The following is a 12,059-nucleotide window of genomic DNA, read 5'->3' on the forward strand; positions in this document are numbered from 1 at the left end:
AAACTGTTTCCTAAATTATTGCTTTTTCAATGAGTTCAAGGATCGGGCCTGACAGGACACCCACCATAACAAGTAAAAATGAGAGTATTATAAGGGGCCTTTTTTCTACATAATTGCTGTTTGGGGTGAGTCCCTCTTCTTCAGAGAAAAATCCGTTGATTGTAACCGGAAAATAGTAGGCTGCATTGAGTACAGAGCTAAGAAGTATTACAGCCAGTAGCCATACCTGTCCAGTTTCAATTGTTGCTAGGGCTAAGTTCCACTTGCTTATAAAGCCAGGAAGGATTGGAATGCCCACCATAGAAAATCCGCATATGGTGAATATGGCCATTTCAAGCGGCATTTTTCTTCCTACACCCTTAAGGTCTGATAAATTCTTGGTTCCCAATTTATCTATAAAGGTGGTGGCCACTAGAAATAAGGTTGATTTGGTTAAGCCATGTCCGATCATGTGGTAGACAGCAATGGCCATACCAGCTGGTGTGCCAAGACCTATCCCAAAGAATATATACCCCATTTGTGCCACACTAGAATAGGCAATCATTCTTTTTATGTTTTTTTGTGATCTTGCAAAAAGGGAGCCCACGATCATACCCGTTCCGCTAAATAGAAGCAAAAGCTGTAAAAAGGCTGTTTGGTTGATCATATTATAGCCGTAAACAAGCACACAAATTTTTAAAAAGTATATGGCTGGTGCCTTTATAACAAGACCTGACAGCAGGGCACTTGAAGCCCCTGGAGCTGCCGTGTGGGCATCTGGAAGCCATATATGCATTGGAAAAAGAGCGCTTTTAATGCCTGTACCTGTCATAAATAAAACCATGCTGATTAGGATCATCCGTGATTTCTCAGACGCAATTGGCACAAGGGCATCATGAATATAGGTCATGTCCAAATAGCCAGTCAAGGCATAAAGGTAGGCAATTCCCATTAAAACCAGGCCAGATCCCAAACTGCTCAATATTAAATATTTTACTGCGGCCTTAATATTGTCCGCTTTGTTTTTGACAACTATTATGCCACAAGCTGCCAGAGTGCTGACTTCTATGAATACAAATCCATTGAATAAATCCTGAGTGAAAACAATCCCAAGCAGAGATGCCACTAAGAGATGAATGAGAATTAGAAAAGTTTTTTGTTGTTTCTCGCCGACTTCCCTATGAAATTGTTTCGCAGAGAACCAAACGACAAGGGTTGTCACTGTCATGAAAAGTAGTCCTATGACTATTTCAACCGCGCTCACACGAAGGGCGATTCCAAATGGAGGCTGGGCATGTCCAGCCTGAATAATATATGGCTCCTTGCCTATAAATAAAAGTCCATGAAGCCAGGCATATGCCGTGAGTACACCCAAAATAGGCAGACTCACTTTTATGGGGTTTTTCCTAAACGGCAAGACAAAGGAAGAAATTAATAATAATAGAATAATTACGATTGGTGCCGCACCAATTATGTTCATACACTTTCCTCCCTTATTTTCATAATTTCGTCTAGTTCCAGTGTTCCATAAATGCTATGAAGTCTTATGGTCAAAGCTAGGGCAAAAGCTGTTACACTCACTGCAACAACAATGCCTGTCAACATGAGTCCTGATGGTACAGGGTTAACGTATGCTGAAATTCCATCTTCAATAATTGGAGCATGGGCACCTTTTATATACCCAATAGATATAAAATAAAGAAAGATGGATGTATCCATGATATTAAGTCCAATAATTTTTTTAATGAGATTGTTATGCACCAGTAGGGTCGTGAAACCTATGGCAAACAAGATAATGGAACCCACTTCCATGAAGTTGTCCAGTAGAATACTCATGATTTATCCTCCTCTGTTGAATCTTCTCGAAATGTAACTATTCAGACAGGTGAAAATATCTAGGATATTTACTATTGGATTTTCGTACTTTTATACTCTGCTCCGCAAAGAAAAATAGCCTGTTTTTTTCTTTTAAAATCCAGTTGTAACTATTGAAAATACTGGATTTTAACCTCATTTTATGCTATAATATAAGTAGCTAAAAAAAGAGAGGAGATAGCAGCATGAATAACGATTTTTCTTCAAAAACAACTAAAGAGCTAATGGATAAAATTAACACACTTACCGCTGCTGTTGAATCTTTAACGACGACAATCAACAATCAAACCGACACAATCAACAATCAAACCGACACAATCAACAATCAAACTGACACAATCAACAATCAAACTGACACAATCAACAATCAAACTGACACAATCAACAATCAAACTGATATTATTAATAGTCTGATAGCCACTAATGCTGAGCAAGCAGAAACCATCAAGACCTTGAAGGAAAGCCTCAATAAAAACAGCAATAACAGTTCTAAACCTCCTTCAAGCGATGGGCTTAAAAAACCTAAACCAAAGAGTTTACGCAAGCCTTCCGGCAAATCTGCCGGTGCTCAGAAAGGGCACAAAGGCAACGGACTTAAACTTATGAAAACTCCTGATGAAACAGTACAGCATTTTCCGAAAGAATGTAATAACTGTCCGTTTAAAAAACAGTGTGATGCATGTCAGGTTTCTGAAACTAGATATAATATCGATATCATTATTGATACAAAGGTTACAGCTCATCAGGTAATGACATGTGAATGTTCCTATAGAAACAATGAAGTCATATCTGGTGTGTTTCCAGAGTCTATCAAAGGGCGTGTTCAGTATGGTGACAATTTGAAAGCGCTTGCTGTTACACTAAATACTGCTGGTATGGTAGGCATCAAACGTACTCATGATATTTTAAGCGCAGTATTCAATCTGCCCATTAGTACAGGTACAATTCATTCTATGGTTACCAATGTAAGTGAAAAACTAGAAGATACCGTAAATCTTATTCGTGACAAGGTCAAGTCACTAGATCTTGCTCATTTTGATGAAACAGGTTTACGTGTAGATAAAAAACTTCACTGGGTTCATAATGCTTCAAATACCCACTTCACTTATTTGACAGTAGAAGAAAAGCGGGGATCAATAGGGATGGACTCAAGTGGTATCCTCCCTGAGTTTAAAGGTATAGCGATACATGACTTTTGGAAACCGTATTTTACATATAAAAACGTTGATCATGGAATCTGCAATGCACACCTATTAAGGGAACTGACTGGTGTAATAGAAAATTATCCAGAACAGATATGGGCTGAAAATATGATCAATCTGCTTCTTGAGATGAAAAATCTAAAGGATACCTTAAAGAATGATGGTTATACAACTTTAAGCGAGTATCAATTGAAATATTTCAATTCAAAATACGATGCCATCGTAGAAGAAGCCATAAAGGCGAATCCAATACCTGATAAACCTAAAGGTAAACGTGGTCGCCATAAAAAAGGTAAAATCAGAGCTTTGATTGAACGCTTTGCATCCCACAAGGGGGAAGTCTGTCTATTTATAAATGACTTCAATGTTCCCTTTGATAATAACCAAGCAGAGCGTGATGTCCGAATGATTAAAGTGAAACAAAAGGTATCAGGAACTTTCAGAACCAAAGAAGGTGCAGATACTTTTGTAAGAATTATGTCTTATCTAGGAACTATGGCTAAGCATGGTATCAATTCATATACTGCGATTAAATCTGCTTTAAAAGGTCAATCAATGGATTTTCTTAAAGCTGTGACTGAATAGTTACCTCGAAATAAATCAAACAGAAGAACGAATGCTGTCATAACGATTAGTCCAATTAAGATATTGAGGACTGGAATGATACCAGCGCTAAGAAGTGCACCAGGATGCCCCAAGGGCCAAGTGATAATATGAATGTGCAATGCGCCCTCCATGAAGGCAAGCCCCTTTAAAAGGCCATAACAGACAAGGCTGTATGAAACACATTTAAGAGAAATCTCTTTGGTCAAGTAAAAATTTCTTTTAACGCCTACAAATCGATCTAGTATAAGTGCCGCTGCAAGTATAGTCCCTCCTGCAAATCCACCACCTGGAGATATGTGTCCATATACAGTGACATATGCTCCAAAGACTAATATAAAAGGCACAATGATTCTCACAACATTTTGGATGATAATTGTCATAGAATCCGACCCCCTTTAAGAACTGCGAAAACTGAGATCACTGCTGTAAAAAACACAATGGATTCAATGAATGTATCAAAGGCTCTGTAATCAAGAATCATACCAGAAACCAAATTGACAGCACCTGTTTCCTCGACCCCATCTTCTATGTATTTCTCCATGACTTCATTGTGTGCCGGGTTGTCAGGTGCTCCAAACTCGGGAAAATCAATAACCCCCGTCAAAAGCACGGCTGCAATACAAACCGCCACAGCAATTGACACCGTTATTCTCATGCGCTCAGTCCCTTAATTTTTCTAAGTGTTAATACAAACAGTACCGATGTGAGCCCAGCCCCAACTGCGGCCTCTGTAATGGCTAAGTCCGGGGCATTCATTTGTTGCCATAATAGGGCCATCATTAAACTGTAGACCATAAATATAATCACTGCACCAAGCAGGTTTCGAATTGCACTGGCTGCGACCGCACCAATCATCATGACCAGCAAGAGTACCACATTAAACATTGTCATATATTTGTTCTCCTTTCGTTCCTAATCCTTTATTTGTGAACGTCCTATGGAAGCGCTTCTAATGGCCTTTGCAATAGCATGTGTCGCCGTAGGATTCGTTATCCATAAAAACACAATGACAAGGACCAGCTTAAGCGATGAAAACTGTATACCTGTTTGAAAGAGCAGACCAGTCAATATAAGAATGGCACCGAGGGTGTCGCATTTAGCCGCTCCATGAGCTCTTGTGAGAGCATCTGGAAAGCGTATGAGGCCAAGCGCACCTACAAAGAAAAAGAAAATGCCTGAAAATACTAAGACCAGTGTTACAATATCACTCATGTGTGACATTCCTTTCATGCCTCTTATTGCCAATTTCTCTAGCAATAAAAAGGGACGCTGTGAAACTGATAAGTGCATAGACAAGCACCACATCTAAGAAAAATTGCTCTTTAAGTATTAATGAAATCACAGCCATGAGGACAAGCGTTTTTGTCCCAATAACATTTATTGCAATTAGGCGGTCACCTTTTGATGGACCAACCACAGCTCTATAAAGAGCCATTAGTAAAGTTAAGCCGATGAATAGACAGGCTAAGATTAAATTATTAGTCATGATACGCCTCCTGAATTTTTAGTAGTGTCTTCTCGAAGTTATTGTCTTTTAGCGCCTCGGCATACCGGGAGCTTAGGCAGTGTATCTTCAAGAGACTGCCTTCAATATCCACTGTCATGGTGCCCGGTGTCAGTGTTATTGCATTGGCCAGAATGGTTTTTAATATTTCTGAATCCAGCTTGGTCTTATACGTGACAACTTCCGGAGCAATATCCATGTCCTTAGAAAGGACAATTTTAGCAACTTGTAAATTTGCAATAACAATCTCTCCTATGAGTTGAAGTAGAAATAAAAGCCAAACCGGAATAAGCTTAATTGATTTTATTGCTTTAACGCCTTTGTACGATTTATTGACATATGCATAAATCAAAATTGCAATAAGAAGGCCAAAGACTGTTGATGAAATTGTGACCCTTTCCGCAAGGATTGTCCAAAATGCGAGAAAGGCGATTATGTAAATTATTCCGTTTTTCAAAAATCTACCTCCTATATGCTTATCCAATTCTTATATATGCAATTTGTATGCCAAGTTCAACTTTCATTCTTTTACCTACCCCAAAGACCTTGCAAATACACATCAATTGAATATGTACTCAATAAAAAACATGTTGATTTGTGAAGTTTTTCACGTATTTTAATTGCGTTTGTATCGTTTTGAAACATAAGATTACGTTTTCACAAAAAGAAATGTTCCTAAATGAAACAAGTGTTTCAAATAGGAACATTTCTTTAGTGGCTATCTCTCGAATCTGTCTACAATTAAACAGTCAATCCATATTTTTCAATTTTTCTATAAAGGGTTGTCCTGCCAATTCCAAGCGACTTGGCCGCCTTTACCAAATTCCCCTTGGAATAGGCAATGGCCAGTTGAATGGCCTCACGTTCTAACTCCGCCAATGTTTTCACACTTTTGACAGATTCACTTTCATCATTTTCAATTCTAACATTTGTCTTAATGTAATCTGGAAGGGCTTTGGCTGTTAAAACGCCTCCTTCTCCAACAATATTTGAAGCCAGTTGCATAACATTTTGAAGCTCTCTAACATTGCCTGGCCAGTCGTACATTGTCATAGCTGTGTAAAAACTCTCTGCAATATCAACCCCGGCCTTGCCCTCTCCCATTTTGAACTGATTATAGAAGAAATCAATCAGGCTGGGTATATCACTTCGTCTTTCTCGAAGGGCTGGAGTGTGTATGGGCATAACATTAAGCCTGAAAAACAAGTCCTGTCTAAAATTGCCTCGACGAACCTCCTGTGTTAGATCCTTATGAGTTGCTGCAATAACTCTTACATCCACAGGAATAACATCGTGTCCACCAACTCTTACAACCTCTTTTGTTTCAAGCACTCGCAAGAGATTGGCCTGAGTGTCAAGGGGCATGTCCCCAATCTCATCGAGAAAGAGCGTGCCTCCATCTGCCAGCTCAAACTTTCCTGGTTGCCCCCCTTTTCGCGCGCCTGTAAAGGCGCCTTCTACGTACCCGAAGAGTTCGCTGGCCACAAGGTCACGGGGAATGGCCCCACAGTTAATGAAAACAAAGGAATTGTTTCTTCTATGTGAATCGTTGTGAATACTTTGAGCAAAGAGTTCCTTGCCCGTCCCACTCTCCCCTGTGAGAAGAATGGTGGCTTCTGTGTCTGATACAAGTTTGGCAATGCGTATGGCTTCTTTTATCTCCGAGCTGTCTCCCAATATATCATCAAATGTGTATATGGCCTTTGCACCGACAATCTTATTAACCAAATTATGAATGTCCTTTGACTCCCTAAAGGTAATAACAAGTTCTTTATAGGGGTCATTGGGTTCAGAAACTGGGGTTGCATTCACGATAACAGATTTTTTTCGCCCGCCAGAATGGCTGAAGTTAAACTCTTCCTCCTTCAGGGCTTTGCCATTTTTAACGAGCTTGACAAGTTTTTTTGCTTGGTCCCCTCTTATGAGGTCTCTAATATCTGCGCCTATGGCTTCTGACCCTCTAACACGAAGATAGTTTCTTGCAAATAAGTTAATATCACGTATGACCCCGCGTTCATCTATACAGATGATCCCTTCAGATATGGATTCCATAATGGCATTAAAGTGGTCATTCTTTCTCTTAAGATCTTGATTTGACTTTTCGAGTTTAAACTCATGTTCTATGGCAAGGGCTGATGCCATAACCATGCCCAGGGTATGAGGATGAACCAGTTCATAGTCCCCCGACATACTCAGAACCGCTATGACTTCGCCTGAATCATTTGTTATGGGTGCTGCTGACGTTGTCCAGTCATGATAGTCAATACGAAAGTGTTCAGCCCCCAATACTTGTAGAGGAATCCCCTTGGCGAGGGCTATGCCTATTGCATTTGTCCCAATAACCTCTTCTTTCACATTTGTTCCCTTATATAAGTGAAGGGCTTGATGACTTTCAAAAACAAGTTCATCACCAAAACATTCAAGGACATAACCATCTCTGTCTGTTAAGCGAACCACCATGCCCGCTTCCCCAACGGTCTTGTATAGGGTTTCCATAAAAGGCTTAGCAATATCTAGCACAGACCCTATTCTATCGTATCTTTCCTGAAACTCTATTCCGGTTATTTCACATGTCACGTCCGACGAATCTGGGTTAACTTGATACCGCCGGCTTCTAATCCAAGAGTCGGCAATGATGGGCCTTAAGCTCTCCCGGTCCATTCGACCGTATCTAACAAACTCTATCCACGCTGTTTTGAAAAGTTCATTTTCCTCTAGGAGTCTTTTTCCTGGCATTATTCATCAGCCTCCTGATCTAAAGAACTCTTATCTTCATGATCCTGCAATGTGTTTAGCATTTCATCACCAAGTTGCACATGAAAGGTCCTGCTGACTGTTTCGCCCACACGATTCATGGTTTTCGCTAAAATTTTAATTTTAAAGAACCCCTTACTCCGTCTATCAAATGCCACATTAACTGGCATAGCTGTTTTAGGTGCCAATTCATCTAGGGTGAGGTCTCCATAAAACTTGTTGTCCCGTTCTATAGAAATCTTAATCTTCCTTGCTGTTTTTGTGCCCTTATTATGTAGGAGGGCTCTGAAATAGACATCTTTTGAATTGTCCATAACTTCATATCGGTCTAAAGCATCAATGCGGAGGTCAATTTGTCCCATCCAGGAGAAGCTCTTCATAATTTGACCATCTTCTCCATCACCGAGTCTCACACCAACAGCTTCAATATCTTCACTAATATTATTTGTAAGAACCATTTCAACTGTTTTTTTCTGTCCTGGAGATAGTCCCGGTAGATTGACACGCCTTACAATATCACCCATGACGATTTCAGCAGGTATACTTTTTACATTTTCGTCTCCATCGTTTTTATATTCGAAGTAAAAGCGGATCCCCTTTTGTGTTTGCAGGGGCTCATCAGCCTTTGTATAAAAATCAAGCGGTCTAATAGATTTCATAATTCACCTCTTTACTCTAGGGTTTAAAAATGTTCCATTTTAGAACACTTACCCATTATATCATATCTGCTTAATCACTTCAGTCTTCCCGTCTCGTTCAGTAATGATCCCTTCAAAACTTGCAGTCCTTCCCCTAGACCTCTTATGAATGACTCATACAATTTAATTCGTTGATTGAATTAAATTCGGACATAAAAAAAGTCCTGTATGGTGGTTGCACTTTTCACCATTTCAGGACTTTACCTAATTTATTTGACTTTGATCTTCGCGTTTAGCTGGTCCACTGGGCTTTTCAGATTCTGCACTTTTAAAAGCCCTTAATGAAACTTTTTTCTTTAGGTCTTGAATGCTTTCATTTGCCTTATTAACATCTGGCATGTCTTCAAAAAGTGCGATCCGCTTGGGTTGACTATCCACAATGGCGCCTTTAAGACTATCCTTATCTATACCACTGCTCTTCATGGCCTTTTTCACTGAATCAATGGCTTTGTCAATGGCTTGAATATCCACATCCCCACCAATATCCACACTTTCAATGCCTAAATTTTCAAGGGCACTATTTTTAATCTTCATGACTGATCCCTGCTCATTTTCAGTCTCCGAAGATAGTTTTTCAACTTTATTAAAAGATGTGCCTGATAGGGTACGTTTGACATCATTTAAGATCATATCCACCCGTGTTTGGACCACATTTTTATCACTGTCACTAATTTTTCCGGCATAACTCTTATAGGCCCAGACCCTGAGATTGCTTAACTCCTCAAGGACTGTCCTAAGATCATCATTTGATGTGACAGCTAAATTAATGCCTTTTGCATGGTCTTGTTCCCGTGTCTCTCGTGCAAGCTGTTCATTGGCTGAAATAGGTATTGGCTTTTTTAAGTCATTTTTCAGCATTTGTTCTGTCATAGACTCCGGTCGATTTGGCCTTATATTCATATATGCCTCCTCTATTACCGTTTATTCACCATTTAAACCTTATACTTCTTATTCCTTTGGTATACAAAAACAAATAAAAACCCAGATATAAACCATACACTGGAATATACACTGGGTTTAATAAACCTAACCAAAGATGTTAAGCTTGTCTTCTTCATCTTTTTGCTTCATTGATTGGACTTGTTGCTGAATACTTTGTTGGAGTTGGCTCTGCTTGAGTTCAATGAGCGCTTTTTCAACATCGTCGCCGGCAACAGTTGATCGCGAACTAATGGTATTTTCTCTTGCTATTTGATTGTAACGAATATTGGATTCCAGACCATTCGTCTGGGCTCCTATATCTGCTCTTTCAGAATTGACTGTTTCAAGAGCTTTGTCAATGTCACCAATGTCAAAATCACCAGTCACATCAAATTCTTTAATACCTAGGGTTTCTAAGGTTGTGTTTTCAATATTCATTTGTTGTCCTTGGCCAGAATTTGCACCTGACTGTACATTTCCATTGAAACCATCTAAAACCTTAATTGTGTTGAACTCAGTATTTCTTAAGGTATCATTAATACCCGTTTTAAGTTCATTGATTTCATTTTGAATAATCCCCTTGTCGTCTTCTGTGAGAATGCCATTACTAGCCTGCACAGCCAATTCTTTTATTCTTAGAAGACTATCTGATACATTATTCAGTGCACCCTCAGCTGTGTTCGCTAGGTTTACAGCGTCTTCAGCGTTTCTAGTACCTTGATCCAGTCCACGTTCCTGACCTGTCATTTTTTCTGTGATAGGGACGGATGCAGGTCTTGATGAAGATGCTGCACCTTGTAAAGCGTTGGTTAAATTTGTATAGCTTGAATCAATCTTCACAAAATCACCTCACTGCCTCTCATACATAATATTAATACCCTTTATTGCTGTAAATACACATTAACCACTATATATTATATCGATTTCTAGTCATTGTTTGTATTTAGAGTATCATATTATTCACACTTTCAGTAGGGTACTAGGACATAAACGAGTAGGACTTCTTACCCATCACTCGCTTTTTTCAGGTTCATATGTTCTAGCATAATCAATATATGCATCCATCTGGTCGCTTTGAATATAACCAGGTACACTTCCTATGAGTGTTCCGTCTGGAGAGATAAATACGGATGTTGGAAAACCACTTACATAGAAGAGCTGTGCCAAACTCCCCTCCTCATCAAGGGCCACAGGGAAGGTCACACCATGTCTTTCTAAATATGGGGCCAACTCTTTTTCCGTTTCCCTTACGTCAATGCCTATAATAACAAGATCTTCAGAATTTTCATGTCGTTCCTGCAACTCAGGAATCTCTTTTTCGCAGTAGGTTCACCAAGTTGTAAAAAAGGTCATCATAACAACTTGACCTTCAAATTGATCGAGTTTGATAACCGAACCATCTCTTAACTCAATTTCATATGGCGGTATTTTTTCATCACGCACTGGAAACTGAGCCACTTGTTCTGAAGTCCCCTCTGATACCTGCTCTGTTGCTTGTTCGCTTTCTTCCTCTGAAGCAGTTTCTGAAGTAGTTTCTGAAGCATTTTCAGATACTGGCTCTCCTGTTTGCTCATTTGCTTCTTCAGAATCAGTTGTATTATCTTGTAATTCACTTTCTTCAGCAGTCGATTCACTGGATCTTGAATTTTCTTCTATATTTACTGCCTCAATGCCACCATCTGCCTGACAAGCTGCCAAAACCATTACCAGCATGACCAAAACAGACAAGAACTTAAATTGTCTCATAAGCACCTTCTTTCTCATCCACTCAAATTAAAGCATCATTTGTGTTAGCATAGTCACCTTATCAAAGAATATGAGTACACCAAATATGATCATAATAATGCCGCCAATTTTTAGAATAACCGGTACAACCTTCTCCATACGTTGCAGAGCCGATGAAAAAGCTCCAATAAACACAGCGGTGAGTAAGAATGGTATACCCATGCCCACAGAATATGTTAATAAAAGCAGAACCCCCTTTGAAAAGGTCGCTGAACCACCAGCCATAACAAGTATGCCTGCAAGAACTGGTCCAAAACAAGGTGTCCAGCCCGCTGCAAATGCCATTCCCATAACAAGAGCGCCTAGGTTGCCACTTAAACCCTGCGGAATCCTAATGCCACCAGATTTAAACGGTGACTTGATAAGCCCAGAAAGGATCAGGCCAAAAAATATAATAATTGTACCCGATATTTTTGTAAACACAGCCCGGTTCTGAACAAATAGCCGCCCCAGCAATGTGGCTGATGTTCCCATAATGACAAATATAATTGTGAATCCCAGAATAAAAAGAAGTGTCCTTCCAATGGCCAACTTCCTATTTGATGCCACATCTTCCTCGAGGGCAGATCCTGTAATAAACATAATATAAGCCGGAATCATCGGTAAAATACAAGGTGTAAAAAATGATAACACTCCTGCTGTCAGCGCCGCATAAAAACTAACATCTCCAAACGGCATAATATCACCTCTTTTCAGTATACTTTTATTATACCCTATTCCCTTTTAGAAAGTGTA

15 protein-coding genes and 1 pseudogene are annotated in these 12,059 nt (G+C 39.5%); 1 reads left to right on the forward strand and 15 read right to left on the reverse strand.

What is annotated here, in order from left to right:
- Positions 1-10: 10 nt before the first annotated feature.
- Both ACQ4KW_RS16935 and ACQ4KW_RS16940 read right to left on the reverse strand, forming a co-directional pair.
- A complete protein-coding gene (locus ACQ4KW_RS16935; protein ID WP_430883621.1) occupies positions 11-1,459 on the reverse strand; it encodes a complex I subunit 5 family protein in 1,449 nt (482 codons plus the stop codon).
- Entirely contained in the window at positions 1,456-1,815 is a 360-nt protein-coding gene (locus tag ACQ4KW_RS16940; protein WP_430883622.1) for a cation:proton antiporter subunit C, read from the reverse strand. Before ACQ4KW_RS16940 ends, ACQ4KW_RS16935 begins: the two co-directional genes overlap by 4 nt.
- A 224-nt stretch (positions 1,816-2,039) precedes the next feature.
- Between ACQ4KW_RS16940 and tnpC the strand changes: the two genes are divergently transcribed.
- Positions 2,040-3,641 (forward strand): IS66 family transposase, encoded by a 1,602-nt coding sequence (gene tnpC / locus ACQ4KW_RS16945; protein WP_430883388.1) that lies wholly within the window; start codon positions 2,040-2,042, stop codon positions 3,639-3,641.
- On the opposite strand, the gene ACQ4KW_RS16950 is transcribed toward tnpC, so the two are convergent.
- From ACQ4KW_RS16950 to ACQ4KW_RS17010, 13 genes and pseudogenes are all read right to left on the reverse strand, one after another.
- Entirely contained in the window at positions 3,605-4,042 is a 438-nt protein-coding gene (locus tag ACQ4KW_RS16950; RefSeq protein WP_430883623.1) for an MnhB domain-containing protein, read from the reverse strand. The genes tnpC and ACQ4KW_RS16950 overlap by 37 nt on opposite strands.
- Positions 4,039-4,317, reverse strand: a complete 279-nt coding sequence (mbhE, locus tag ACQ4KW_RS16955) for a hydrogen gas-evolving membrane-bound hydrogenase subunit E (protein ID WP_430883624.1) — start codon at positions 4,315-4,317, stop codon at positions 4,039-4,041. The genes ACQ4KW_RS16950 and mbhE overlap by 4 nt, the downstream gene beginning before the upstream one ends.
- On the reverse strand, positions 4,314-4,553 hold the full coding sequence (locus ACQ4KW_RS16960) for a hydrogenase subunit MbhD domain-containing protein (RefSeq protein ID WP_430883625.1): 240 nt from the start codon (positions 4,551-4,553) through the stop codon (positions 4,314-4,316). Before ACQ4KW_RS16960 ends, mbhE begins: the two co-directional genes overlap by 4 nt.
- Before the next feature lie 21 nt (positions 4,554-4,574).
- Complete coding sequence (gene mnhG, locus ACQ4KW_RS16965) at positions 4,575-4,874, reverse strand: monovalent cation/H(+) antiporter subunit G (protein WP_430883626.1); 300 nt, start codon at positions 4,872-4,874, stop codon at positions 4,575-4,577.
- Complete coding sequence (locus ACQ4KW_RS16970; RefSeq protein WP_430883627.1) at positions 4,867-5,148, reverse strand: monovalent cation/H+ antiporter complex subunit F; 282 nt, start codon at positions 5,146-5,148, stop codon at positions 4,867-4,869. Before ACQ4KW_RS16970 ends, mnhG begins: the two co-directional genes overlap by 8 nt.
- The gene (locus ACQ4KW_RS16975) at positions 5,141-5,623 is read right to left on the reverse strand and encodes a Na+/H+ antiporter subunit E (protein WP_430883628.1); all 483 of its coding nucleotides are present in this window, start codon (positions 5,621-5,623) and stop codon (positions 5,141-5,143) included. Before ACQ4KW_RS16975 ends, ACQ4KW_RS16970 begins: the two co-directional genes overlap by 8 nt.
- A gap of 284 nt (positions 5,624-5,907) precedes the next feature.
- Positions 5,908-7,902, reverse strand: coding sequence for a sigma-54-dependent Fis family transcriptional regulator (locus ACQ4KW_RS16980; RefSeq protein WP_430883629.1), 1,995 nt, complete (start codon positions 7,900-7,902; stop codon positions 5,908-5,910).
- Complete coding sequence (locus ACQ4KW_RS16985) at positions 7,902-8,579, reverse strand: hypothetical protein (protein WP_430883630.1); 678 nt, start codon at positions 8,577-8,579, stop codon at positions 7,902-7,904. Before ACQ4KW_RS16985 ends, ACQ4KW_RS16980 begins: the two co-directional genes overlap by 1 nt.
- 243 nt (positions 8,580-8,822) lie before the next feature.
- Positions 8,823-9,518, reverse strand: a complete 696-nt coding sequence (locus ACQ4KW_RS16990) for a hypothetical protein (protein ID WP_430883631.1) — start codon at positions 9,516-9,518, stop codon at positions 8,823-8,825.
- Positions 9,519-9,644: 126 nt separating this feature from the next.
- Positions 9,645-10,379 (reverse strand): flagellin, encoded by a 735-nt coding sequence (locus tag ACQ4KW_RS16995; protein WP_430883632.1) that lies wholly within the window; start codon positions 10,377-10,379, stop codon positions 9,645-9,647.
- Positions 10,380-10,550: 171 nt separating this feature from the next.
- Positions 10,551-10,853: pseudogene (locus ACQ4KW_RS17000) on the reverse strand (TlpA family protein disulfide reductase); the annotation flags it as partial.
- A gap of 15 nt (positions 10,854-10,868) precedes the next feature.
- Positions 10,869-11,285: a hypothetical protein gene (locus ACQ4KW_RS17005; protein WP_430883633.1), complete on the reverse strand. Its 417-nt coding sequence runs from the start codon at positions 11,283-11,285 to the stop codon at positions 10,869-10,871.
- A 27-nt stretch (positions 11,286-11,312) separates the two neighbouring features.
- Complete coding sequence (locus tag ACQ4KW_RS17010) at positions 11,313-12,002, reverse strand: cytochrome c biogenesis CcdA family protein (protein ID WP_430883634.1); 690 nt, start codon at positions 12,000-12,002, stop codon at positions 11,313-11,315.
- Positions 12,003-12,059: the final 57 nt, after the last annotated feature.

Source organism: Tianxiuia mixotrophica (assembly GCF_050596425.1).
In the GTDB taxonomy this organism is placed as follows: Bacteria; Bacillota; Clostridia; order Peptostreptococcales; family Acidaminobacteraceae.